Source organism: Desulforamulus ruminis DSM 2154 (assembly GCF_000215085.1).
GTDB lineage: Bacteria > Bacillota > Desulfotomaculia > Desulfotomaculales > Desulfotomaculaceae > Desulfotomaculum > Desulfotomaculum ruminis.
This window is the reverse complement of the sequence record NC_015589.1, coordinates 3,032,425-3,057,788: the sequence shown is the minus strand read 5'-3', so window position 1 is coordinate 3,057,788 and position 25,364 is coordinate 3,032,425. Positions and strand designations below refer to the sequence as shown.

Annotated in this window: 24 protein-coding genes; 19 read left to right on the top strand and 5 right to left on the bottom strand. The window is 47.7% G+C overall.

The features are described 5' to 3' along the window. The first annotated feature begins 357 nt into the window (after positions 1 to 357). Both DESRU_RS15140 and DESRU_RS15135 read left to right on the top strand, forming a co-directional pair. Positions 358 to 1,419 (top strand): copper amine oxidase N-terminal domain-containing protein, encoded by a 1,062-nt coding sequence (locus DESRU_RS15140; protein ID WP_013842958.1) that lies wholly within the window; start codon positions 358 to 360, stop codon positions 1,417 to 1,419. A gap of 585 nt (positions 1,420 to 2,004) precedes the next feature. Beyond that, a complete protein-coding gene (locus tag DESRU_RS15135; RefSeq protein WP_013842957.1) occupies positions 2,005 to 2,562 on the top strand; it encodes a hypothetical protein in 558 nt (185 codons plus the stop codon). Positions 2,563 to 2,741: 179 nt separating this feature from the next. Here the strand turns inward: DESRU_RS15135 and DESRU_RS21540 are convergent, their stop codons facing one another. Next, positions 2,742 to 2,873 carry a hypothetical protein gene (locus DESRU_RS21540; RefSeq protein WP_273483282.1) on the bottom strand — a complete coding sequence of 44 codons (132 nt, stop codon included), beginning with the start codon at positions 2,871 to 2,873 and terminating at the stop codon, positions 2,742 to 2,744. A 197-nt stretch (positions 2,874 to 3,070) separates the two neighbouring features. Between DESRU_RS21540 and DESRU_RS15125 the strand changes: the two genes are divergently transcribed. The 4 genes from DESRU_RS15125 (at position 3,071) to DESRU_RS15110 (ending at position 8,420) form a co-directional block, all read left to right on the top strand. Beyond that, the gene (locus DESRU_RS15125) at positions 3,071 to 4,285 is read left to right on the top strand and encodes an iron-containing alcohol dehydrogenase (protein WP_013842956.1); all 1,215 of its coding nucleotides are present in this window, start codon (positions 3,071 to 3,073) and stop codon (positions 4,283 to 4,285) included. Further along, positions 4,278 to 6,251 carry a GAF domain-containing sensor histidine kinase gene (locus DESRU_RS15120; RefSeq protein WP_238446310.1) on the top strand — a complete coding sequence of 658 codons (1,974 nt, stop codon included), beginning with the start codon at positions 4,278 to 4,280 and terminating at the stop codon, positions 6,249 to 6,251. Before DESRU_RS15125 ends, DESRU_RS15120 begins: the two co-directional genes overlap by 8 nt. 1 nt (position 6,252) lies before the next feature. Next, positions 6,253 to 6,894, top strand: coding sequence for a response regulator transcription factor (locus tag DESRU_RS15115; protein ID WP_013842954.1), 642 nt, complete (start codon positions 6,253 to 6,255; stop codon positions 6,892 to 6,894). A 467-nt stretch (positions 6,895 to 7,361) separates the two neighbouring features. Beyond that, on the top strand, positions 7,362 to 8,420 hold the full coding sequence (locus tag DESRU_RS15110; RefSeq protein WP_013842953.1) for an NAD(P)-dependent alcohol dehydrogenase: 1,059 nt from the start codon (positions 7,362 to 7,364) through the stop codon (positions 8,418 to 8,420). 318 nt (positions 8,421 to 8,738) lie between these two features. On the opposite strand, the gene DESRU_RS15105 is transcribed toward DESRU_RS15110, so the two are convergent. Then, positions 8,739 to 8,963 (bottom strand): DUF1657 domain-containing protein, encoded by a 225-nt coding sequence (locus tag DESRU_RS15105; RefSeq protein ID WP_013842952.1) that lies wholly within the window; start codon positions 8,961 to 8,963, stop codon positions 8,739 to 8,741. Positions 8,964 to 9,205: 242 nt separating this feature from the next. Here DESRU_RS15105 and DESRU_RS20970 point away from each other — a divergent pair, with 242 nt between their 5' ends. Then, complete coding sequence (locus DESRU_RS20970) at positions 9,206 to 9,364, top strand: hypothetical protein (RefSeq protein ID WP_013842951.1); 159 nt, start codon at positions 9,206 to 9,208, stop codon at positions 9,362 to 9,364. 76 nt (positions 9,365 to 9,440) lie between these two features. On the opposite strand, the gene DESRU_RS15100 is transcribed toward DESRU_RS20970, so the two are convergent. Then, on the bottom strand, positions 9,441 to 9,686 hold the full coding sequence (locus DESRU_RS15100; protein ID WP_013842950.1) for a hypothetical protein: 246 nt from the start codon (positions 9,684 to 9,686) through the stop codon (positions 9,441 to 9,443). A gap of 139 nt (positions 9,687 to 9,825) precedes the next feature. Here DESRU_RS15100 and DESRU_RS15095 point away from each other — a divergent pair, with 139 nt between their 5' ends. The 3 genes from DESRU_RS15095 to DESRU_RS15085 are packed head-to-tail and all read left to right on the top strand — an operon-like array spanning position 9,826 to position 12,889. Beyond that, positions 9,826 to 10,806 carry an acyl-CoA dehydratase activase-related protein gene (locus DESRU_RS15095; protein WP_013842949.1) on the top strand — a complete coding sequence of 327 codons (981 nt, stop codon included), beginning with the start codon at positions 9,826 to 9,828 and terminating at the stop codon, positions 10,804 to 10,806. After that, on the top strand, positions 10,803 to 11,903 hold the full coding sequence (locus DESRU_RS15090; RefSeq protein ID WP_013842948.1) for a hypothetical protein: 1,101 nt from the start codon (positions 10,803 to 10,805) through the stop codon (positions 11,901 to 11,903). The genes DESRU_RS15095 and DESRU_RS15090 overlap by 4 nt, the downstream gene beginning before the upstream one ends. Beyond that, complete coding sequence (locus tag DESRU_RS15085) at positions 11,903 to 12,889, top strand: acyl-CoA dehydratase activase (RefSeq protein WP_013842947.1); 987 nt, start codon at positions 11,903 to 11,905, stop codon at positions 12,887 to 12,889. Before DESRU_RS15090 ends, DESRU_RS15085 begins: the two co-directional genes overlap by 1 nt. Before the next feature lie 79 nt (positions 12,890 to 12,968). Here the strand turns inward: DESRU_RS15085 and DESRU_RS20610 are convergent, their stop codons facing one another. Then, positions 12,969 to 13,814, bottom strand: coding sequence for an IS3 family transposase (locus DESRU_RS20610; RefSeq protein WP_238446445.1), 846 nt, complete (start codon positions 13,812 to 13,814; stop codon positions 12,969 to 12,971). A 32-nt stretch (positions 13,815 to 13,846) separates the two neighbouring features. Then, entirely contained in the window at positions 13,847 to 14,578 is a 732-nt protein-coding gene (locus tag DESRU_RS20605) for a helix-turn-helix domain-containing protein (RefSeq protein WP_143758798.1), read from the bottom strand. A gap of 190 nt (positions 14,579 to 14,768) precedes the next feature. Here DESRU_RS20605 and DESRU_RS15070 point away from each other — a divergent pair, with 190 nt between their 5' ends. The 9 genes from DESRU_RS15070 (at position 14,769) to scpB (ending at position 25,362) form a co-directional block, all read left to right on the top strand. Continuing rightward, positions 14,769 to 16,931, top strand: coding sequence for a Tex family protein (locus DESRU_RS15070; protein WP_013842944.1), 2,163 nt, complete (start codon positions 14,769 to 14,771; stop codon positions 16,929 to 16,931). 160 nt (positions 16,932 to 17,091) lie between these two features. Then, positions 17,092 to 17,349 carry a hypothetical protein gene (locus DESRU_RS15065; protein WP_013842943.1) on the top strand — a complete coding sequence of 86 codons (258 nt, stop codon included), beginning with the start codon at positions 17,092 to 17,094 and terminating at the stop codon, positions 17,347 to 17,349. 113 nt (positions 17,350 to 17,462) lie between these two features. Further along, positions 17,463 to 17,630: a hypothetical protein gene (locus DESRU_RS15060; protein ID WP_013842942.1), complete on the top strand. Its 168-nt coding sequence runs from the start codon at positions 17,463 to 17,465 to the stop codon at positions 17,628 to 17,630. 246 nt (positions 17,631 to 17,876) lie between these two features. Beyond that, complete coding sequence (gene lysA, locus DESRU_RS15055; protein WP_013842941.1) at positions 17,877 to 19,217, top strand: diaminopimelate decarboxylase; 1,341 nt, start codon at positions 17,877 to 17,879, stop codon at positions 19,215 to 19,217. A 287-nt stretch (positions 19,218 to 19,504) separates the two neighbouring features. Then, positions 19,505 to 22,237 carry a CBS domain-containing protein gene (locus DESRU_RS15050; RefSeq protein WP_041275822.1) on the top strand — a complete coding sequence of 911 codons (2,733 nt, stop codon included), beginning with the start codon at positions 19,505 to 19,507 and terminating at the stop codon, positions 22,235 to 22,237. Continuing rightward, on the top strand, positions 22,230 to 22,850 hold the full coding sequence (locus DESRU_RS15045; protein WP_013842939.1) for a site-2 protease family protein: 621 nt from the start codon (positions 22,230 to 22,232) through the stop codon (positions 22,848 to 22,850). The genes DESRU_RS15050 and DESRU_RS15045 overlap by 8 nt, the downstream gene beginning before the upstream one ends. 22 nt (positions 22,851 to 22,872) lie before the next feature. Further along, a complete protein-coding gene (gene trpS, locus DESRU_RS15040) occupies positions 22,873 to 23,862 on the top strand; it encodes a tryptophan--tRNA ligase (RefSeq protein ID WP_013842938.1) in 990 nt (329 codons plus the stop codon). Between the two features lie 202 nt (positions 23,863 to 24,064). After that, complete coding sequence (locus DESRU_RS15035) at positions 24,065 to 24,820, top strand: segregation and condensation protein A (protein ID WP_013842937.1); 756 nt, start codon at positions 24,065 to 24,067, stop codon at positions 24,818 to 24,820. Further along, entirely contained in the window at positions 24,817 to 25,362 is a 546-nt protein-coding gene (gene scpB, locus DESRU_RS15030) for an SMC-Scp complex subunit ScpB (protein WP_013842936.1), read from the top strand. The genes DESRU_RS15035 and scpB overlap by 4 nt, the downstream gene beginning before the upstream one ends. The last annotated feature ends 2 nt before the right edge of the window (positions 25,363 to 25,364 follow it).

The following is a 25,364-nucleotide window of genomic DNA, read 5'->3' as shown; positions in this document are numbered from 1 at the left end:
TATAAAAATTCAAAACTCCAAGGAATGCTGGGGTGTTAGGGAAAATATAAAATACATAAAGTTTTACAATTTACCATATTTTTTCCATAATTATTCCGAACTTTAATTCTACAATTGAAACATTAATTATAAAGGGGGATTTACAAATGTTTTAAGTAAGAAAAAATTACATTGATAAATATGGGTTTATTGTTAAGTTAGCTATGGTAGAAGCTTCTCGCAGGCGGCAGTAAAGATGATTTTAAGGATTTGCTCTGGTCAATAATATTGTCTTTTTTAGCCTACAAAAGGAGAATTTTCTTTAAAAAGACCGAGGTTATATGGGATTTAATAAAAAATAATTTAAGGAGTTAACTCATGAAGAAAAGAATGATTACATTATTACTGGCAGCGTCTATGGTAATGATGATGAGCGTTGCGGAAGCCAGTGAAACCACAAAACAAATCAGCATTACCGATCAGGATATCCAGATCTTGGTGAATAATAATGCGATTAGTCTGCAAGCTAATGAGGAACCGATTATTTACGACGGCAGGACCTTTGTTCCTATCCGGTTGGTATCAGAGGCGCTAGGACTTGGTGTTGAATGGGTTCAGGCAAGCAAAACAGTAAAAATAACCGGAAATACGAATACATCAACGGATGCATTGCTTCAAAAAGATGCAGAAATCCAGAATCTCAAACTGCAAATTGATAGTTTAAATAATACTATAGAAACTCTAAAGGCTGATGATAATGAACTCAGTGATTTGGAGGATGATCTGGTATCCGATTATGACTATTTGGAAGATGTAAAAATTGATGACATCACTCTAGAGGGCGATGAAGATGATGTTAATGTTACGATTGAAGTGAATCTGGATGACTATGAGGATGAGTGGGCTGATTTAGATGATAGCGACATTGAGGACTATATTGAAGACGTGGTTTACAGTATTCAGGATCAATTATCAGATGATACTGAAGTTGAAGGAGAAATCATTGATAACGACAGCGATGATGTATTGGTAGAATTCAATAAATACGGGGACGACAGCCTGGAGGTAACTTTTGAAGATGATGATTACAGGGATGGTAGCTCAGATTCAGATGTAGAGGATGTTGAGGACAGCCTTGAAGGAGATAATTTTTATGTAGGTGATCTAACCTTCACGATAACAGATGTTTCCTATGACGACGATGACGAAGCCGTTACCGCAACTTTAGAGACTGTTGATGATGACGCGGCCTCGGAGTGGGATGACTTAAGCAGCAGTACCATGGAAAGTGATGTGACGGATATTTGTGAGGATATTGCTGATACCTTTGAAGACGATGCGGATGTCAGCGTTGATACGGTTACTGTTTACTTCTACGATGAAAACCAGGATTCCTTAGAAAGTTTTGACTATTATGTGGATGATGGGGATCTGGTTTAGAGAGATTTGACTAACCATGCGCTTCAGATTTAAAACTACGTAGATAGAAGGCATTCTTCGGTGGCCCGTTGAATGCCTCTTTTCCTGTGTCGGTTAAGATTACGGCTGTTCTTTGATCAGAGGCTGCCCTTAAGAATGAACCTATTTGCGCTTACTTTTTCCCATTTCCTTATCTACTTGTAGAAAAAGCCGACAACAAAAAGGATTATAGAAATAAGTCCGAGAATAATGTGTGCTTTTCTTAATTTATGAACTTTTGAGCCCCTCAAAAGTAGAAGTACACCGGTTCAAGCGGCAAAGCCAAAAGCGATATTGAAAAAGTAATGAGACAATATTCATACCTCCTTAAGCTCTAAGGCTATGTGGTTAGCCTTTCCATTAAAGGGGTTTATTATTTGTATATTTACAGCAGCTTCTCAATGTCGTCTATCATTTCCTGAGAAGGGGTAGTGGGCTCATAAGGCCGTTTTCCGGAATTTTTTGTTTTAAGGTAAAATTCAGGGGGCGTTCAGGCTGCTTTAAGCTCCTTTTATTAAGATAATCACAGAGGTTAAATTTGCCAAAAAAATTTAGCGAGGTGTTAGCATGTTTAAACTAGGTAAAAAAATGACAGGTCTTGCACTGGGTGGGATGCTTTTAGCCGGGTCCATTGCCGGGAGTGCCTTTGCGGATACAAATGCACAGGGTACGCCGGATCAGTCAAGGGATGAGTATTACAAGGAGTTTATAAGCGAGTTTGCTGCCAACTTAGGAGTTGGTGAGGATCAAGTAACTGCAGCCCTTGAAGCGACAAAAGAGCAGATGGTTCAGGAGCAGTTGGAGCAGGGCAAAATTACGCAGGAACAGGCGGATAAAATTCTGGCTCAGGAAGGCTTTGGTTTTGGTTTGGGGATGGGTAGACCCGCCGGTCCTGGTGGGGAAGGCAAAGGCGATATGACGCAAAACACCAATTTTCTGAATGAGGCGGCCGCCGCCCTGGGTATGACGACGGATGAACTTAAGGCAGAAATGGAATCAGGTAAAACACTGGATGAGATTGCAACTGAAAAGGGAATTACCATGGATCAGCTCCGTCAAAAAATGCCGAAACCCCAAGCGCCGACCATGAAGGATAAGGCGGAGGCCGGGAATGCTTTAAATTAAATGGTATTAATAGCATAGCTCCTCTGATCCTCCTTTAACATAGAGAAAGAACCCTCCCCATAGATGAGTGGAGGGTTCTTTCTCGCTGTAATATTTTGGCGCGGCAATACTTCAGACTGAAAAAAGGAATGTTAACCACAAACCCCCGGATATTTTCTCCGGGGGTTTGTTTCATAAATTTACTTGTCGTAACAGCCGCAACCGCCGCCGCTGCCGCCAAGAAGCAGCAGGATAAGAATCAAAAAGATGATGAAAGTCCAGTTGCCACCGCCGTAGCCTTCATTGCAGCCGCCGCCACATCCGTAACCCATTTGTGCATCCCCTTTCTTTATATGATACTCCATAATATGGAATGAAGGCGGAAGTGTTACAAAGAGAAGAATTAAGTTCCCAATAATAATTTTCTAAAAGTAAAAAATATTTCATTAATTTAGTTAATGATAAAGGAAGTTTGATTTAATCTATTGAATCTTATATTAATATTTCTTGAGTGGGGGCTGAGGCCGCGGTGAGATTCATTCAAGAGTTTAGGATACCTGAAATCATTTTTGGCAGAGGGTCCATCGAGCAGGTGGGCTATTGCGCCCAGCGGGTTGGCGCTGAAAAGGTCTTCCTGGTAACCGACCCGGGTATTTTAAAAGCCGGTTGGATTGAGGCCGCGCTGCCATTTTTAAAGAGGGAAGGGATTCATTTTGAAATCTGGCAGGAATTAACTGAGAATCCGAAAGATTTTGAAGTGGAGCAGGCAACCCGGGCCTATCTGGACTCTCAATGCGATGCTATTGTAGCCATTGGAGGAGGCAGCCCCATCGATGTTGCCAAAGCCGTGGCGGTAATGGCCACGCATCCGGGAACAATCCATGACTACGAAGGGGTAGACAAAATTACTAATCCGCTGCCCCCGATGATCATGGTGCCCAGCACAGCCGGATCGGGAGCCGATATTACTCAATTCGCGGTGATTGTGGACAGTCAACGCAGTGTAAAAATGACCATTGTAAGTAAGTCGCTGGTTCCGGACATATCCATAACGGATCCTCTCATTTTAACCACCAAAGACCCGCAATTGACTGCCAACACAGGTATGGATGTTCTGGCCCATGCCATAGAAGCTTATGTGTCTTTGGCAGCCAATTTTCTTACAGATAGCTATTCTCTAACCGCCATTCGATTAATTTCCTCTTATTTAGGAAAATCCGTTTCCAGTAAAACAAATCTGGAAGCAAAGGATGCCATGGCCAAAGCAAGCTTACTGGCGGCAATTGCAGCATCCAATGCGTTAATTGGTGCAGTTCATGCCCTGGCCCATCAGGTAGGGGGACGGTTTAATCTGCCGCACGGTATGGCCAATGCGATCCTTTTGCCTCATGTAATGGAGTATAATTTCCCCGCCTGTATCGAAAGGCTGGCTGATATCGGGGAGGCATTAGGACAATCTGTAGACGGCTCGAACCTTCGCCAAAGGGCGAAAGGGGCCATTGAGGCGGTCAGAACCCTGGCTAGGGAAGTAGATATCGCCGAAAATTTTACCAGGGCCGGTTGCCTTTATTCCGAAGAAGCCATGAATCTGCTTAGCGCCAATGCGGCGAAAGACGCCTGTTTGATTACCAACCCCAGAGATGCGGGAATAAAAGACATCAGGGAAATATTCTCCCGGGCGTTCTCCCGTTCATCCGTTAAAGAAGGTGAGGTTCATGGCCCACAGGCTAAGGACAATGAATAACCGGCAATCCCTCGCGGGCAAAAATCAAGCCCTGGGTATGATAGAACGGCTGCATCCCCCGGAGGCTAAGCGATACCCTAAGGAGGTACTTGAAAAAAAGTCTGCCTTGGAAAGGCTTAGCGGCGTAAAGAATTCGAGCAAAACCTATTATAGTGAGTTGAAAAAAAGTTTTGCCCAAATGCAAAAATGCAACATTAATCTTACGCAATCCCAGAAGGAGATCGAAGAACTCTATGAACTTCTGAAAAAAAAGGCAGATCAGACATTAGCCATTTTGGAAGTATCCAGAGCGGTAAGCAATATCCTGCCCTTTGAACAAATCTTAAAGAAGACCAATCGTTTGCTAACGCAAATTTTAGGACCGGTTAATTGCCACCTGCTGGGGGTTCAAAAGGGCAGTAAAGTCATCTTTGAAACACTGATTTCCGAATCGCCAAGGCAGAATTTCCTGTTCACCGAAGAAAGCATGGAAGAACTATGGAGCCGTTTAGCTTCGCGTAAAGCACCGGTGCGGCTTCCGGAAACCTCCGATGATAAGGGTCACTTGCTGGCGGTACCCCTTATGTCAAGGGGGAATATCAGTGGAATTCTGGTGATTAAGAGGGAGGATTTGGGGCATCCCTTTACCCGGGAGGAGGTGGAGTTATGTGTGGGAATCGCCGGTCCGGTGGCTGTGGCCATTGAAAATCGTGCTTTGGTTGAGACGCTGGAAAAAGAAAGCTTGCGGCTCAAAACCGCTCTATTATCCCTCAAAGGCATGTCCGATAACTTAGCTGTGCTGAATAAGGGGGTTGAACCGCTTCTTTTGGCCATCGGTCAAACCCTGATGCAAATAACCGATGCCAAGTATGCCATGATGATGGCCCATTCAGAAGAGTTTATCAGCATTCATATACCTGAATCCTGTGAGGAAAAAGAAATATTGGATTCATTTTTTTCCAATATGTTAGCCAAGCGGGCGGTGCTTGATTTTTCTCATCCCTATGGCATGCGCCACCTGGCTGTCAAAAGCCAGCCAAACCTTGCTTTTTTAAACCGGCGGTATGGCTTTGAGGACATTATCATTTTTCCCATGATGATTCGGAAGAAAATATTGGGCTGGTTGATACTGTTTTTCTCTAAGTATCAAGGGGATGACGTATGCCAGTCGATTCTGCAAATACTTGGCAATCAAACCGCCATCGCCTTAGAAAATGCCAAATTGTTTGAAGACATGATGAAGCTCAAGGATAAGGCCGAATCCCATTACCGGGTTGCCTGTAGGCAAAAGGAACAGTTGGAGCAAAAAAACCAGGAACTCAAAAATATGTACAATATTCTTTTCCGGGCGCGGGAAGAGCAGGCCATTTCGCTGGAAAGGAGCAGGATCGCAGGGGATTTGCATGATAACGTACTGCAAATACTTTTTGCCATCGGCTTACATTTTGAATGGTGTTTCAATGAACTTTCGTCTGAATCACCGGTATATGCAAAGCTTAAGTTTTTAGAGGACTTAGTACACAAGGCGGTTAAAGAGATTCGTAAAGTGGTAGGCGAATTTGCTTCTATGGAGGCATCCTACAGTCTGCAGGAAAGTATTGAAAGCTTAGTCCGTGACTTAAATCAGGCCGGGTCCGTAAGAATTTATGTGCAAACCTCCGGGACCATGCCTCAACTTCCCGGCGTAGTTAGAAATATTGCTTTTCGTATCGTTCAAGAGGCATTGGTCAATGCTTTAAGACATGCCTCCGCTACGGAAATTAAAATATATTTGTCCTATAAGGATCGAAGAATCGAGATCGCTGTTATGGACAATGGCGTTGGTATCTCCAAAAACTTCATGGAGACGCTGCAGGGAAAAAATAAATTTGGTTTAAAAAATATGATGCAGCGCACCGAATTCATTAATGGAACTTTAAAAATACGAAAGTTAGATCCTAAAGGGACAGAAATTTTTGCTGTAATCCCAGTAGAAGGAGCTGACTGAGATGAAAGCAATTTCCATTATTATTGTGGACGACCACGAAATCGTTCGAGAAGGTCTTAAATTAACCTTGCAAAGGGAGCCTGACTTTGATGTGATAGGGGAGGCCTCGGGAGGCAAGGAATTATTGGAGTTAATAAGAACCAAACAACCCAACGTAATCCTGCTTGATGAACGTATGCCCGAGGAAAGAGGGATTGAAATTTGCAGAACCCTTACTAAGCTATATCCGGAGATCAAAACCATCATTTTAACGGCCTACGCCGAGCAGGAGGATTATATCGTCCAAGCCATGATGGCAGGGGCGAAAGGGTTCCTTATTAAAAACGTGGAGATTTTTGCCTTGCAAAGGGCCATAAGGGCGGTGGTTCGGGGGGAAACCGTCATTGATTCACAGGTTGCTGCCTGTATCGTAAACAAGCTAAAGGATGTACCAAACCAGCATGAAACTCCTTCTCCTTTAACGGAGCAGCAAATCGCCATTGCCCGGTTTGTGGCCAAGGGTTTAACCAACCGGGAAATTGCCGAACAGTTATATCTCAGTGAGAACACCATTAAGTTTCACATACAAAATATCATGCGGAAAATGGAGGTTCATAACCGCATTGTCCTGGTGGCAAAGCTGTTAGAGAAGGGGATTATATAGTGCTAAAGGAATCCAATTGAATATTTTTAATGAATACTCAGGATATACGATATTCTGGGTTTTTTATTTAACTACCCGATCAGGTGGTACTCATTGTATACAGCATACAGGAGAAAACCATCTGTTAGGGTTATTTGTTGCCATGTAATTTTATAGTTTTTGACGGGCCAAGAACCATCTGTTCGTAGACCGGAGAACAACCCGGTAGCAGGGCGACAGGAGCGGGATACTATGGGATAATTATTATAACAGTTGGAAAATTAAGTAAATATTGCCGGTACAGACAAGAAGACATTTTTCACGTTGGTTCTAAGGACATACCCAAGGTCATTGTCAATGATGTGTTGGACAGCAGGAGCATAAGCCTTCATCAAATTGCGCTAAGAGCATTAGAACGGGGGTGGTACACGGGTATAGCTGGTTTAAGTCTCATGAAACTAGATTATAAAATATTTGGAGGTGCTTTAATGAAGGGTTTTGCGATGCTTCGTATCGGTGAGGTGGGGTGGATAGAGACTGCTAAACCGGTGGCCGGCCCCTATGATGCAATTTGCCGTCCTTTAGCTATTGCTCCTTGTACGTCGGATATTCACACGGTTTTTGAAGGTGCCATCGGGGAAAGATACAATATGATTCTAGGCCATGAAGCCGTTGGTGAAGTGGTGGAAGTAGGCAGTGAAGTAAAAGATTTTATCCCAGGGGACCGAGTAGTGGTTCCTGCCATTACCCCGGACTGGCGGACCCTTGAGGCTGCGGCAGGATTTCACCAGCATTCCGGCGGGATGTTGGCCGGTTGGAAATTCTCCAATGTCAAAGACGGTTCCATGGCTGAATTGTTCCATGTGAACGATGCGGATATGAACCTGGCCCTTTTGCCCAATGATATACTCCTTGAGACAGCGGTTATGATTCCCGATATGGTAACCACCGGTCTGCACGGGGCCGAGAATGCAGACATTCAGTTAGGCGCTGCGGTGGCTGTTGTTGGTATTGGCCCGGTAGGATTAATGGGTGTGGCCGGTGCAAAACTTAGTGGCGCAGGCCGGATTATCGCTGTAGGCAGCAGGCCCGTCTGTATAGAAGCGGCCCGCTTCTATGGAGCCACCGATATTGTAAACTACCGAGACGGTGATATTGTTGAGCAGATATTAAAACTGACAGACGGCAAGGGTGTGGATGCAACCATCATTGCCGGAGGAAAACCCGAAGTTATGGCCCAAGCGGTAAAAATAACAAAACCGGGCGGAACCATCTCTAATATTAATTATCATGGGGAAGGGGAATCTTTACCCATTCCGCGCCTTGAGTGGGGTTGCGGCATGGCTCATAAAACGATCAGAGGCGGCTTATGCCCCGGTGGACGTCGTAGAATGGAAATGTTAATTGATCTTGTAAAATATAACCGTCTTGACCCCGGCAAATTAGTAACGCACGTATTTAAAGGGATTGAAAACTGTGAAAAAGCCTTGTTACTAATGAAAGATAAGCCAAAAGATTTAATTAAGCCGGTGGTTTTAGTGGATTAATTGAAAAATAAGATGAAAATTTTCCGGAACTTGCTTCGCAGTGAGGCGCCCTCCTTGCTTATCGGATACTCCAAAAATGGAAGCATACTGAAAAGTTACAAAGAAAAATGAAACCCTCCGTTGCATCCAACGGAGGGTTTCTGAGAGGGTGATTGCGAAGAAGCCGGCTTCTAATTGTATAATATGATTTATAAATCCCGAAGGCTACAATATCGTGGGAAATTTTAGCATAGGAAATAAAAAATTTAATGGATATCTTATATGGAGCTAGAAGAACCGCCTGATCTATAGGAGCAGGCGGTTCTTCGGTGCAGAAGGCTATTGCTGTTGTTGTGGCTGACTTACTTTGTATTGAGGTTCTTCCTTTTCAATGTAATTGACCCGTCCCTGTAAGGATTCGCACATGGATTCAAGCTGTTTGTTCATATCATTGAACATTTGTTTTGCTGTTTGATCCTGTGTGTCCAGCGCAAACATTTTTAAATTTGCCGCAGCTCCTTCAAGGCTGGCCAGCGTTTGGTGCATTTTGCTTCCAACAGTCATGATGGATCCCTCCTGGAATAAATTTTAAAACCATTGTTAGCATTACCACAAATACCTGTTTTATGTTGTTTATTTTTCCAAAGTATGTATCTGGCAAAAGTGGGCAGAAAAGATTGGAGCAAGGGAAGGGGTTATTTGAGATTTAAGCTAATTATTTCAAATAAATCCGTGCAATAATTTGTCCCTTTGTACGGAAGGATAATAGCAGGATCCCAAATCTACTTTGAAGGGGGACTATCATCTTGAAAAACAAAGCTGCTAAGGGGACTTCCGCCAAAACCCCACAGGTTGGGGCCAATGTAAACGGTTCCGCAGGGAAGTACATGATGGAAGAAATGGGTGCTGAACTGGGTGTAACCGAGCAGGGTAAAGCCTCCAAAAAGAATAAGATGAAGTCCTAAGGTGAAAGGGCTGTCTCAAGGTAGGTTGCAAACCTGCCGGAGACAGCCCTTTCATTTATCTTTACAGACTAAAATTTTACTTAGGAATAAACCCGATGGGCTGCCGGCTTTGGGCGGCAGGTTTTAATTTTGCCAAGATGTAAACCTCCTGTTGCTCTGTGGGATGGTAATACATGCTGATAAAGGCATAATCCCGGGTTAACAGCCGGTTGGCTTCCTCGATGCCCAAAACCCGGATCAGTTCAACAACCCGATCCCCACTGCCCACGGAGATACCGCCGGGACTGCCTGAACTGCAGGTAGTACAGCTATTATTCATCATTCTTTTCCTCCTCTAATGTTCATCAAAGAATATATCAAAAAACATTTAGGAATATTATAGCAAATTTGCTTTGGAAAGCATATTCATTTACCATTTTGCCAATACTAGCTTATGAATGTGTTTTTGAAGGAGGGGTATTATGCCGGTCCGGGTCGGGATACCCAGGGCTTTGCTGTATTATTATTATTTTCCTTTATGGAAAAAATTTTTAGAACAACTGGGTGCGGAAGTGGTTGTTTCCGGCCGTACCACCAAAGGTATTTTAACCAGGGGCGTGCAACTTTGTGTTGATGAGGCTTGTTTGCCCATCAAGCTGGCCTTTGGGCATGTGCAGGATCTGGTGGATAAAGGGGTGGACGTCCTCTTTTTGCCCCGCATGGTCAGTGTTGCCCGGAGAGAATATATTTGTCCCAAGTTTCTAGGTTTTCCGGACATGATCCGGCAGAATGTAAGCGACCTGCCTCCTTTGATTGATACGGCGATTAATGTAAGAAACAAAGATCAGGATATTCACCGTTTTATTCATGAGGTGGGAGCTTATTTTGGAAAAGGGTCCTTACAGTCCTGGCTGGCTTACCGCAGCGCCCTGGCTACTCACAGGCAATATGTTGGGCTGCTGGAACAGGGTTTATTGCCTGAGGAAGCCTTGAGCGCCTTAAACGGGAAGACCCCGGCCCCGGGTTCCGGACAGGAGGATCTGACCGTGGCGGTGATTGGTCATCCCTATAATATTTATGATCCCTTTATCAGTATGAATATCATTCACCGGCTCAGAGAATCCGGAGCACGGGTGCTGACCGCGGATCATATCAGTGAGGAAAAGGTGAACCAGGGCGTTGGCAGGCTGCCGAAAAAGCTTTTTTGGACCCTTTCCAGGAGGGTTACCGGCGGGGCCTTGATCTTTGATCATGAACAGTCGGTGGACGGCATCATTCATGTGGCCGCCTTTGCTTGTGGGCCCGATTCCATGACCGGGGAACTCATTGAGCGGTATATCCGGCGAAACGGCAAGGTACCCTTTATGAATATCAACCTGGATGAGCATACCGGTGAAGCCGGAATTGTCACCCGCATGGAAGCCTTTTTGGATATGGTGCGCTGGAGGAGAGCGGTTGTATGAAAGTAACGTTTCCGCATATGGGTTACACTTATGTATCTCTCAAAGGAATGCTGGAATATCTGGGCATCGAAGTGATTGTGCCGCCCCCCTGCAGTAAACGGACGCTGACGCTGGGAGCCAAGCATTCTCCGGAATTTGCCTGTTTGCCTCTGAAGCTAAATATCGGAAATTTTTTAGAGGCTAAAGAATTAGGCGCGGACACCATCATGATGGCCGGTGGCTGCGGACCCTGCCGGTTTGGTTATTATGCCTATGTGGAACATGAAATATTAAAGGATCTGCAGGTGGGCTACAAGCTGGTGGTTATGGAGCCTCCGGAAAGGCATATTGGAGAACTGCTGGGGCGAATCCGGGAAATTACCGGTCAGCGTTCCTGGCTGCAGGTAATTAAGGCCATTCGCTTTGGTTATCTAAAAGCCAAGGCAGTGGATGAAATCGAAAGAATGTCCTATTATACCAGACCCCGGGAGCTAAGGACCGGGGCTACAGACCGGGCGGTGGAGCAAGGCATCCAGGAGATTGATCAGGCCAAAACACCGGAGTCCCTGGCAGCCGCCTTGAATGAAGCCAAGGCGAGGTTTTCCGCCATTTCGGTGGATAGCAACAGAACTGTCTTAAAGGTGGCTTTAATCGGTGAAATTTATACCCTCCTGGAGCCCTTTGCCAATGTCAATATTGAGCGGCATCTGGGCAGGCTGGGGGTGGAAGTGGATCGCTCCATCATGCTGAGCGAATGGATTAATGATCACCTGTTTATGGGCCTGGTAAAGAATGCACGCAGCACCGCGCGATTTAAAAAAGTCGCCCCGCCGTATTTGAACCACTTTGTGGGCGGCCATGGCGAGGAAACCGTCGGCAGCGCCGTCTGGTACGCCCAGGAGGGTTTCCACGGCGCCATTCAGGTTTTGCCCTTTACCTGTATGCCGGAAATTGTGGCCCAGAGCATCTTGCCAAAGGTCAGCGAGGATAAAGGGATGCCTTTAATGACCTTGATTATCGACGAACATGCCGGCGAGGCGGGCCTGGTTACCCGGCTGGAAGCCTTTGTGGATTTGCTTTATAGAAAGAATGAACAGAAGGAGGCTTTATTATCCTAGTGAAAGGGTATCTGGGTATTGACGTAGGATCTGTAAGTACCAATATTATTTTCATGGATGAAGAGACCCGGGTGCACGAAAGTCTGTATTTGCGCACCAACGGCCAGCCGGTGGCCACGGTACAAAAGGGCCTCAGGCAAATTCGCGAAAGGCTGCCCCAAAATACCGTCATCCGTGGTGTGGGGACTACCGGCAGCGGCCGGCAGCTCACCGGAGTGGTGGTGGGCGCCGATGCGGTGAAGAATGAAATTACCGCCCATGCGGTGGCTGCCTCTCATATGGTTCCGGGGGTTCAGACGGTTTTGGAAATCGGCGGACAGGATAGTAAGATCATTATCCTGCGCAACGGCGTGGTGGCGGACTTTGCCATGAACACCGTCTGTGCGGCGGGAACCGGAAGTTTTTTGGACCAGCAGGCCAGTCGTTTAAATATTGCCATTGAGGAATTTGGGGACTTGGCCCTGAAGGGCACCACACCGGTGCGGATTGCCGGACGCTGTGCGGTATTTGCCGAGTCGGACATGATTCACAAACAACAGATGGGTTTTAACCTGGACGATATTCTGGCCGGTCTTTGTGAGGCCCTGGTGCGGAATTATTTAAACAATGTGGGCAAAGGAAAAGAAATTTTAGCCCCGGTGGTTTTCCAGGGCGGGGTTGCAGCCAACGCCGGTATGCGCAAAGCCTTTGAACGGGCTTTGGGCCTGGAGGTTCAGATTCCCAAGCATTTCAACGTCATGGGAGCGGTGGGCTCGGCCCTGCTGGCCAGGGATGCGGTGGCCAAGGGCGTTCCTACCCGTTTTAAGGGCTTTGGCGTGGCGGATATGGAATACCGGGCCGGAACCTTTGAGTGCGACGGGTGTCCCAATCTTTGTGAAGTCCTTGAAATGAGCGAAGCAGGGAATATTATCGCCCGCTGGGGAGATCGCTGCGGCAAGTGGTCCAATGCCCTGGCCGCCGGGGAACTGGCAGGAAACTGCGGGTAAATTGAAAAGGGAAAGAGAAAGGGCTGCGGCAAAATGAACTGCCCCCCGACAAGTAGACAGGACAAAAAATAAAAATAAACTAGGCAGCCTTGGTTCGAACTTCCATCGGACTAAGGCTGTTTAACTTGGCCTGTAACCTCTCATAATTATAAAAATAGATGTAATCATCAATGTCCTTCTTAAGAGCTTCAAAGGTTTGATATTTATGTAGATAATACTTCTCACACTTAAGCGTTCCCCAGAAGCCTTCCATCGGTCCGTTATCAATACACTTGCCAACCCGAGACATACTCTGAGTTAAGCCATAAGCTTCTAGTCGTTTCTTGAAGCCCCAGGAGGTATACTGAAAACCCCGATCACTGTGAATTATGGGTGTGCTGCCGGGTGCCGCTTGAAGAGCCAAGTCCAGGGTCTCGAAAACAAGACGGTTGTTATTCGAATGGCCTAAAACATAGGATACGATGGATTTATCATGTAAATCGAGAATCGCACTGAGATACGCTTTTTGACCCTTTCCGTATTTGAATTCAGTTACATCCGTCAACCACTTTTCATTCGATTCCTCTGCTGTGAACTGGCGGTTTAAAAGATTTTCTGCGATCTGCCCAGGAGTTGATCGAATGTATTTCTTTTTCTTTCTACGGATGACGGATTGAATTCCAGCAAGCTTCATGAGGCGATAGACCCTCTTCGGGTTAATCGACTGATGGGTTTCCCGTCTTAAATTGATGGTTAATTGACGGTACCCATAAATGCCTTCAACCTTCTCGTAGAGCAGGAGCATCGCTTGCATGAGTTGCTGATTTTCTTGTTCGCGAGGACTTACTTTTCGCTTTAACCATTTGTAATAGCCTGAACGTGAAATCTGCGCCATTTCACACAATAAGACTAGACTAAAATGCTCTTCTCCTTGTACCGCTTGAATCGCGTCATAAATCTTCTGATGCCGGATTTGGCTTAAAACCTCCTCCTTTCGAGTTCCTGTAACTTTTTTAACAGGGCATTTTCTGCTCTAAGTCGCTCGTTTTCGTATTCTAGTTTTTTCATAGCAAGCCTTTGCCGATCGGTCTCACTTAATTCTTCCGGTGCTTTTTTCCGTCCCCGTCTATCCTTTAAGGCCTCTTCTCCACCTGCTTCATATTTCTTAACCCATTGATAAACCTGCTGGTATGAAACTTGATATTTCTCTGAGGTGTTTTGGTAATCATGGTTATGAGAAAGACAGTATAGGACCATCTCAATCCGTTCTTGCCAACTGGTAGTGCGCCCTTTAGTCATAGCCTTGGCTCCTTCCGATGGGTAGGATTTAAAACTGCTATGATTATTATACTTGTTAATCCACCTTGCCAGTTGTGTCCGACTTGCTATTTTATACTTATCTATAATTTGATACTGTGAGTATTCGCCCGAAAGGTAATCCTGAACGGCTTGAAGTTTAAGTTCTGGTGAATATTTATTAAAATGGGTTTTTATTTCTAGCCCTTCATATCCGTACAATTCATAACGATGTCGCCATTTAACCAAGGTAGTCACACTAATATCATATTTTTTAGCTATCTCTACACAGGTAGCCTGACCTGTTTCAAGTTCCTGTAGTATTGCTATCTCTGCTGCTTTGTATTGATTTATTTTTGACATTAAAATGCTCCCCTCATGATAGCCGGTTTTTTTATTTAACCTGTCTACCATATGGGGAGCATATCAAAAAAACCGGAATGGTTGAATTGCGCAGCCCTTTATTTTTGACTTTGCGCAGAATTTTTCGCTAGTAAGGGCTTAATGAATCGGCGGAGTATTTCCTTACAGAAGAAGGAAGGTTTTGGCAGGACGTCGAAAAAATTTACCTTACCACAAATAAAAGGACAGGGGAAAGATATGAATGCAGAATGATTCAAGCATGTTCAGGCAAATCGCCCGGGAACTGGCAGTGGGCTTGGGGCAGGTTGAACAAACGGCCCGGCTTTTGGATGAGGGAAACACCATTCCCTTCATTGCCCGCTATCGCAAAGAAGTAACCGGAGAACTGGATGAGGTGCAGATTCGTAAAATAGACGAAAGGCTTACCTCCCTCCGCAACCTGGCGAAACGGAAGGAAGAGGTTATTCATTCCATTGAGGAGCAAGGCAAGCTGACCCTTGAGTTAAAGGAAGCCATTCTGGCTGCGGAAACGGTTACGGCAGTGGAGGACCTGTATCAGCCTTACCGGCCTAAGCGGAAAACCCGGGCCAGCGTGGCCAGGGAACAGGGGTTGGAGCCGCTGGCCCAGTGGCTGCTCACGGTGCAGGAAGGGGCGCTTCCTCTGCAGGAAGCCCAATCTTATATCCAGGCCGACCTGGGTGTGGGCAGTGCCGAAGAGGCCCTGCAGGGGGCCATGGACATTATTGCGGAAATGGTTTCCGATGAGCCGGAAACCCGGGGCTGGGTCCGGGAGATTACCTTTCAGCGGGGGGAATTGGTTACCGAGGTTAAGGACGAGAGCAAGGATCCCCGGGGGGTTTACCGCATGTATTACGAGCACCGGGAACCGGTTAAATCCGTTCCGCCCCACCGGGCGCTGGCCATTAACCGGGGTGAAAGGGAAGAGGTTTTAAAGGTAAGGCTGGAAGTAACTGAGGAAATGATCCTGGGACGTCTTAACCAACGCTGGATACCGGCCCGTTCGGGAGCCGCGGAAGTATTGCAGGAAGCGGTCAAGGACGGTTACCGCAGACTGCTGGCCCCGTCCCTGGAACGGGATATTCGCAATCGTTTAACCGAAGCCGGGGAGGAACAGGCCATCAATGTATTTTCCAAAAATCTGCGGCAGTTGCTGCTGCAGCCGCCGGTTAAAGGGAAAGTGGTGCTGGGATTGGATCCGGCTTACCGAACCGGCTGCAAGTGGGCGGTGGTGGACGATACCGGGAAAATGCTGGAGGTGGGGGTTTTTTATCCCACTCCCCCGCAAAAGAAGATTGTTGAAGCCAGCCGCGAAGTCAGCCGTCTGGTAAGTCAATACGGCGTGGATATTATCGCCATTGGCAACGGCACCGCTTCCCGGGAAACAGAACAATTTGTGGCGGATTTAATCCGTCAGGAAGGCTGGCAGCAGATTCAGTATATTATTGTCAATGAGGCCGGAGCCAGCGTCTATTCCGCTTCGGAACTGGCAGCCAAAGAATTCCCCGGGCTGGATGTGGCCCAGCGCAGTGCCGCTTCCATTGCCCGGCGTCTGCAGGACCCTTTGGCCGAACTGGTAAAGATTGAACCCCGCTCCATTGGAGTCGGGCAGTATCAGCATGATGTGGCGCCTAAAAAACTGGAAGACAGCCTTAAAGGAGTGGTTGAATCGGCCGTTAACCTGGTGGGGGTTGATTTGAACACCGCTTCCCCGTCTCTTTTATCCTACGTTTCGGGAATCAATGCCGCGGTGGCGGTGAATATTGTTAAATACCGGGAAGAAAACGGCAGCTTTAGTGAACGAACCCAACTCAAAAAAGTACCCCGACTAGGTCCCAAAGCCTTTGAACAAAGCGTTGGTTTTTTGCGTATTCCGGAGGGCGCCAAGCCCTTAGACCGGACGGGAATCCATCCTGAATCCTACCCGGTGGTAAAGAAGCTGCTGCGCCAAATCGGTCTCCGTGAACAGGATATCGGAACGCCGGAAATCCGCGAGCAACTGTCCCGGGTTAATTGCGAAGAAATGGCAGAGGCGCTGGAAACAGGGGCGCCGACCCTGCGGGATATTATTGACGGGCTGCTGCGGCCCGGAAGAGATCCCCGGGAAGATCTGCCGGGCCCCCTTTTCCGGACGGATATTTTAAAAATTGAGGATTTAAAATGCGGCATGGAATTGAAAGGAACCGTACGGAACGTAGTGGATTTTGGAGTTTTTGTGGACATCGGTTTAAAAAATGACGGTATGGTTCACCGCTCAGAACTGGGGAACTCTCGGTTCCGGCATCCCCTGGATGTGGTCTCGGTGGGCGATGTGGTGGATGTTCGCGTTTTGTCCGTGGATGTAGAGCGGGGGCGGGTGGCCTTAACCATGAAGAAGGAGTCCTAAACTCGGTTCCTGGAGTTTATTTTCTTCACCAAAAGCCAGTATAAAATTATATTACAAAAATGACTTTTAAATATACTTAAAATATTAGCGAAATTTTTGTATAATATAATAAAAGATTTTGCTTGTAACTGGCTGGAGTTGAAGAAAGGGACGTGTTTTTGTGGCGGACCGCAGGGAATTGTTATGGAGAATTGAACGGGCCGTGCTTTCCATGCAGGCTCTTGGTTATAGTGCTGAACAAATAGAAAAAATACTAAAGGATGTTTTTCAACATCGCCCCCAGGCTCAGTATTCCAATCAAGAACTGCTGCCTATGGTCCGGGAATTGGAGAAACGGGTATCCCAGGCCAAGCGATGGATTTTATACTTTAATAGCGGAACCTGCAACTTAAAACCGGTGGAGAGTTATAAACAATAGCCATAGGCATTTTTTACCCTGTATTAAATTACCTATTGAATTCTTACCCTTTCCGGTGTAAAATTAAGAGCCTGGGTCCTCACAAAACCCAGTGTGGAGAGGGGTGTTTTTTTATGTCTTCCGACAATAAGATTCACGACTATGTTCTATCTCCTGAGGAACTAAAAGAACTTTGGGCTAAATACGGCAAACCCGGTGAGATTGCTCCTGGCACAAAAGCGACTAAAAAACGTAACCATAGAAACCAACCGGCCAACACTGAAAAAGAAAAAGTAAATTAAAAGTTCCCTGCTGCTTCGGCGGCAGGGAACTTTTAATGTTATTCAAGTATACAGCATTCATCCTGGAGGCCGGCTTGACCCCTATTTTTTCGCCATGTTATAATTTACCCAGTGTAAAATCGGCGACCCAAGAAATGCTTGCGGTCGCTTTTCATAACTTTGTAAAGAAACTGCCATAATTAGGAAGACCGGATAATGAACAAATAGTACCATGTTTATCGTAATATGGTTTAGGAGGAGAATTTTATGAAATTACAGGGCACAATGAAAGTGAATAAAAACGGTCATCTTGAAATTGGCGGTTGTGATACGGTGGAGCTGGCGAAGAGGTTCGGAACCCCCCTTTATGTCATCGACGAGGCGCTGTTCAGGCAAAATTGCCGGGCCTATTACCGGGCCTTTACCGAAGAACATGGTGTGGAAGTGATTTATGCCAGTAAAACTCTTTCCAATCTTGCGGTTTGCCATATGGTGGAGCAGGAAGGGTTAGGATTGGATGTGGTCTCCGGCGGTGAACTCTATACCGCGGCCACAGCGCGCTTCCCCATGGGGCGTGTCTACTTTCATGGCAATAATAAGTCTACGGAGGAATTGCGGCTGGCCCTGGAATACAAAGTAGGCCGCATCGTGGTGGATAATTTTTATGAACTGGAACGATTGAATGAACTGGCCGGTGAGGCGCAGACCCGGGCGAAAATTATCCTGCGTTTAAGTCCCGGCGTAGAGGCTCATACCCACGAGTACATTAAAACCGGGCAGATTGATTCCAAGTTTGGTTTGGTCATTGAAAACGGTTCCGCCATGGCGGGCGTGAAGTATTGCCTGGAACTTCCCCATATTGAATTAAAGGGCTTTCACTGCCATATCGGGTCTCAGATTTTTGAACTGGACTCCTACGCCCATGCGGCCGAGACCATGATGGACTTTATACACACCGTCTACCGGGAAACCGATTACCTGGCGGAAGAACTGAACCTGGGCGGGGGACTGGGAATTTATTATTTTAACGGCGACCAGCCCCGGCCGGTTAAGGAATACGCCGATGTGATGATGAGAGCCCTGCAGGAAAGGGCGGCATCCTATGACCTGCCGGTTCCCCGGGTGATTGTGGAACCGGGAAGATCTATCTCCGGGCCCGCCGGAAGCACCCTTTATACCGTGGGAGCCATCAAGGATATTCCGGGAATTCGCAAATATGTTGCCGTAGACGGGGGCATGGGAGATAATCCTCGTCCGGCCCTTTATCAATCCAAGTATGAGGCCTATATCGCCAACCGCATGCTGGAAGAAGTAGAAGAAAAGGTTTCCATCGCCGGCAAGTGCTGCGAGTCCGGAGACATGTTAATCTGGGATATTGAGCTGCCCGCCCCTCAAGCCGGGGATCTCTTGGTGGTAGCCAGTACCGGAGCTTATAATTATTCCATGTCCATGAATTACAACCGGCTGCCTCGCCCGGCCATGGTGCTGGTGTCCGAAGGCAAGGCCGATGTGATTGTCAAACGGGAAGACTATACCGATTTAATCCGCAACGACGTGATTCCCGAACGTTTGCGCAGTTCGGTGATGAAACTGGCCTCCTCCCGGTAAGAATCCCGGGACTGGGGAAAAAGGAAGAAACTTATATGAACATAACGGGGGTTGTTGACAAAGAAACACAGTTTCCTTTGGCAACAACCCCTTATTTTTTAGAAATAATGAACACGGATAATACGGATTCTATGAGCCGGTTGTTTGTTTTGTTGTCTGCCTATTCTTTTGGCGCGCTTTTCTTGCTGTTTCGGGCTGTGCGCCCGCGAAGTATTTTTTATTTTTATGGCATATGTTATAATTTAATGTATTTATTGGTTTTAGAACTTGATTTGGGGGTAAATGGATTGGAGATTATAACGGCGCATGTCAATACGGATCTGGACGGTTTAGCCTCCATGGTTGCTGCCCAAAAGCTTTATCCCGGAGCGGCGCTGGTCTTCCCGGGAAAGCTTTCCCGGAATGTGGAGGAATTTTTAGCCCTGCATAAGGACACCCTCAAGCATATTCGTACCATCAAAGACATTAATATCGACCAAGTCAAGCGGTTGATTATGGTGGATACCAAGAGTCCCGGCAGAGTTTCCAAGTTAAAGGAATTGTTTAACCGTCCCCAGGTGGAGGTCCATATCTTTGATCATCATCCCAGAGCAGAAGGGGATGTAAAGGGCAAGGTGGAGGTTGTGGAGCCCATTGGGGCCTGTACAACTCTGTTAATTGAGCGTATCCGGTCCAAAGGCTTGGAGATCACTCCCCTGGAAGCCACCATCATGGCCCTGGGGATTTACGAGGATACCGGCTGCCTGGTGTTTACCAACACCACCCCCAGAGATATCCGGGCCGCCGCCTTTTTGCTGGAACAAGGAGCCAATCTGGCGGTGGTGGCGGACTTTTTAGGCCGCCCCCTGACTCCGGACCAAAAGGCCCTGCTGAAAAAGCTGTTGGTTTCGGCTGAGCATCATCATATTAACGGCAATAAAATTTTGATTGCCCGGGGCAATGTAGATGAATTTATTGGCGGACTGAATCTGCTGACTCATAAATTGGCTGAGATCGAGCAAATTGATGCGGTCTTTACCATTGTGGAAATGGAAGACCGGATTCACATGGTGGGGCGCTGCGCCCTCAAGGAAAAGATCAACTGCAAGGAAGTAATGGAGTGTTTTGGCGGTGGGGGCCACCCTGCGGCCGCTTCCGCTACGGTGAAAGATCAAACGGTGGATGAAGTTGCCGCCAGCCTGCTGGAAATTATTAAAGAAAGAGTCCGGCCGCCCCTGACCGTGCGAGATATTATGTCCAGCCCCGTAAAAATGGTCTTTCCGGAGACCACCATTGAAGAGGCGGGTAAAATTATGCTCCGCTATGGGCATACCGGCCTGCCGGTTATTAAAGACGGCAAACTGGTAGGCGTCATCTCCCGCCGGGATGTGGAGAAAGCCACCCATCACGGTCTGGGCCACGCTCCTGTTAAGGGGTATATGACGGTGAACGTGATTACCGTGGATGGCGGCATGAATATTAATGAAGTACAGGAATTGATGATTGAAAAGGATATCGGCCGGCTGCCGGTGGTGGAAGGAGACCGGGTGGTGGGCATTATCTCCAGAACCGATGTCCTGCAAACCCTCCATGAAGGTTTTAAAGGACGTTATACCACCACCTATACCAATCAGAAAAAATATACCGCAGCCAGTACCAACATTCGTCCCGACATGCACCGGGTGCTGCCTCAGCGCATTTTGAACATCCTGACCCGGGCCGGAGAGACGGCCCGGAGCATGGGTTATCAGGTTTATGCCGTGGGCGGACTGGTAAGGGATGTTTTGCTCAAGGTAGAAAACCTGGATGTGGACCTGGTGGTGGAGGGCAAGGGCATTGAGCTGGCCCATAAACTGGCTGAAACCATCGGGGGCCGGGTGCGGGCCCATGAAAAGTTCGGCACCGCCGAGATTGTTTTTCAGGACGGATATTGGGTGGATGTCGTGACCGCCCGGGTAGAATATTACGAATATCCCGCAGCGCTGCCCCAGGTGGAACAATCTTCTCTTAAACATGATCTGTACCGCCGGGATTTTACCATTAACGCCATGGCCGTGGCCTTGAACCCGGAACGCTTCGGAGAACTGGTGGATTATTTTAACGGCCGGGAGGATCTGCAGATCGGGGCGGTGCGGGTGCTGCATAACCTCAGTTTTATTGAGGACCCTACCCGCATTTTGCGGGCCATCCGTTTTGAACAGCGCTATGATATGGCCATTGAACCCCAGACCCTCCGTCTGATTAAAGAGGCGGTGCGGGAAAAGGTGCTGGCCCGGTTGTCCACCGAGCGCATGTGGGGGGAATTAAAGAGTATTCTGGAGGAAGCGGACCCGGAAGACATGATGGACCGTATGTCCGAATTGGGTGTCTGGGACTATCTTTTCCCTGAGATCACCTTCTGGGAGGTACAGCCCGTTATCAGTGAAATGCCCCAGGCCCTGATGATTTTACGCAATTGGGGCTGGGCGGAACCCGCTGAAAGATGGCTGCCTTACTTTCTGGCCATCCTCCATTGGACTACCCAAGAGACAGCCTTTGAAATCTGCCAGCGTTATTTCCTGGGACGAAGGCAAACCGACAAAGTGCTGGATGTCATTGCCCACTGGCGGAGGGCCCTGAAAAGCCTGTCCGCCACCGGGGATGTTCCCCTTTCGGAACTGACTAAAAGTGTGCAGACCCTGCCCCGGGAAGCCTACCCGTTGTTTCTAACCCTGCTGGAAGATAAGAACGCCATCCGGCGTTTCCGGCTGGTGATGGAATCGGTGCATAAAAATAAACCTTCCGTAAATGGTAAAGATATCCGAGCCATGGGTTTCCAGCCGGGACCCATGTACCGGCGGGCCTTGGATGCCGTCTGGCGGGCGAGATTGGACGGCCTGGTGCAAACCAGGGAGGAAGAACTGGAATACGCGCGCAATTATCTAATACAGCATAACGCCCCCAAAATTGAGCCCAAGAAACCCAAAGGAAACAATGCCCAAGAAAACCGGACGGTTTTTCGTAATAACGGTAAAACGAAAGGGACGAAGCCCCGTGTTTGATTTTTCTGTAGGGAGTATTATTGCAAAGGTTATTATTATTTTAATCGCTTTGCCTTTGCATGAATTTGCCCATGCGGCCGTAGCCTTTAAACTGGGGGATAATACCGCCCGGGACGAAGGCAGGCTGAGCGTAAATCCCATCCGGCATCTGGACCCTCTGGGTACCATTTTGTTGATGGTGGCGGGTTTTGGCTGGGCCAAACCGGTGCCCGTAAATCCCTGGCATTTTAAAAACCGTAAACAGGGAATGATGCTGGTTTCCCTGGCAGGGCCCCTAAGCAATCTCTCCCTGGCGGTACTGGCGGTGATTGTTCTGGGCTTTCTAAAACCCTCCGGGAATACCCTGTTTATTTTTTACAATTTTATTTATATCAATGTGCTGCTGGCTGTGTTTAACTTTTTACCCATTCCGCCTTTGGACGGCTCAAAAATCCTGGCCGGTATTTTACCCGGCCGTCAGCAGTGGCTCTACCAATTGGAGCAATATGGCACACCCATCCTGTTCTTATTAATTTTCCTGGGCATTCTCAGCCCGGTATTACGATTTTTTATTGATCCCATTATGAATTTATTAAATTTACTGGCCATGCTGGTGGCCGGCTTTTCATCATAACAGGTTTAAAAGGAGAAAGGACATGACGAAAAAAGGAACCATTTTAAGCGGTATGCGTCCCACCGGTCGCTTGCATCTGGGCCATCACAGCGTGCTGAATAACTGGGTACAATTGCAGGACCTCTATCATTGCTTTTTTATGGTGGCGGACTGGCACGCTCTCACCACCGGCTGGGAGGAGGCCAAAGAAATCCGGCCCAATACCCGGGAAATGGTAGCCGACTGGCTGGCTGCGGGCCTTGACCCGGAAAAAAGTGTGATTTTCAGTCAATCCGAGGTTCAAGAGCATGCGGAGCTGCACCTTTTATTTTCCATGATCATGCCCTTATCCTGGCTGGAGCGGGTGCCTACCTATAAAGATCAGATTAAAAAGCTGGGGGAAATGGGCAAGGATATCAACACTTACGGTTTCCTGGGCTATCCCTTGCTGCAGGCGGCGGATATTTTAGTTTATAAGGCCAATGCGGTGCCGGTGGGAGAAGACCAACTGCCCCATGTGGAGTTGACCCGGGAAACGGCCCGGCGTTTTAATCATCTCTTCAAACCGGTATTTCCGGAGCCCCAGGGGATTATCAACCGGGAACTGGCTGTTTTGCCCGGTCTTGACGGGGCAAAAATGAGCAAAAGTTATCATAATTATATTTCCATGGGAGCGGATCCCGACGAGATTAAGAAAAGCGTGAACCAGATGATTACCGACCCCAACCGCATCCGCAAGACCGATCGGGGCAATCCCGAGGTTTGTGTGGTGCACAAGTTCCACCGGATTTATAACGGTCAACTGCTGGAGGGCATTGAGGCGGACTGCCGGTCCGGAAGCATGGGCTGTGTGGCCTGTAAAAAGCAGTTATCCGCAGTTTTGGATCAGGAGCTGGGACCCATTCGTGAACGCAGGGAAAAGGTGCTGTCTCAAAAGGGTTACATTGAAGAAGTGCTAAAGGACGGAGCCGAAAGAGCCCGGACGGCTGCCGGAGCCACCCTGCAGGAGGTCCGGAAAGCAATCTTTGGCTAGTGGGCATTCCTGAATGGTCCTGTTGCTAGCCTCAAGGTAGTGCTTAAGGGGTCCTGTTGTTAGCCTTTAGGTGTAATGCTCTCAGGTCCTGTAGAGGTTATATAGGACCTGAGAGCAAGACAGAATAAGCTAACAACAGGACCCCAAAGAAAAACCCTTGAGGCAAAAAGAAAAACCCTTGAGGCGAAGGACGGATGAGTTAATGTATGCGGTGAAGCTCTCAGCCTTTGAAGGCCCCCTGGATCTTTTGCTGCACCTGATTGACAAAGATCAGGTAAATATTTATGACATACCCATTGCCCAAATTACCTCCCAGTACTTAACCTATTTAGGCCAAATGGAGCAGTTGGATATGGATGTAGCCAGCGAATTTTTAGTGATGGCCGCCACCCTTCTATCCATTAAAGCCAGGATGCTCCTGCCGCGTTCCGGCGGTCCTGAAGCGGAAACGGAGGACGGGCCGGACCCCAGAGAGGAATTGGTATTGAGGCTTCTGGAGTACCGCAAGTTTAAAGAAGTGGCTTCCTACCTGAGGACCCAGGAAAGGCAGGTAGGCAGGATCTACGTTCGCAATAATTCCATTGAGATGTACCAGCATTTGTTTAAACCTAAAGACCCCCTGGGCGGGTTATCCATGGACAATCTGTTTCAGGCCCTGCAAAAGGTTTTGCAGCGGGCGGGGGTTCAATTATCCATTCCGGGAGAAATCACCCGTGAAGAGATTCAGGTACCCGATAAAATGCGTCAACTGCAGGCGATGCTGGTATTATATCCCCAGGGTCTTTCCTTTTCCAAAATCTTTCAGGGGGAAAGTAACCGTACGGAGATCATCGTGACTTTCCTGGCTATTTTGGAGCTGTTAAGGATGGGCCAGATCCGGGCGGTTCAACAGGAACCCGGCGGTGACATCATAATTTTCCGCCAGGATAAAGGGCTTTCTGAGGAGGCGTACGATTGACGGTATTATTTAGAGACCAAGTGAAGGCAGCCCTGGAAGTGATGCTTTTTGTAGCCAGTGAACCCCTGACGGTGCAAACCCTGGCCCGCATCGCCGAGGTAGAACCGGCTGACGCGGAGGAATTGCTGCAGGAGTTGGCGGCAGAATACGCTGGCAGACCGGGAGGTTTAAAACTGGCGGAAGTGGCCGGAACCTGGCAGATGTGTACCCGGTCGGAATATGCTCCCTATGTGGAGCGGTTATACCGCCAGCGGGGCAGTACAGGCCTGTCCCAGGCAGGAGTGGAAACCCTGGCCATCATTGCCTATCGCCAGCCCATTACCCGGGCGGAGATCGAGATGATCCGCGGAGTGAAGGTGGATTCACCCATTAATACTCTGCTGGAGCGGAATTTAATCGAAGAAAAGGGACGCCGGGAGGGACCGGGCCGGGCGGTGCTCTATGGCACAACCTTGGAGTTTTTAAAATATTTTGGCTTAAAGGATATCAGCCAGCTTCCATCCCTGGAAGAATTTCTAGTAGAAGGGATCGAGCCGGAATAAAG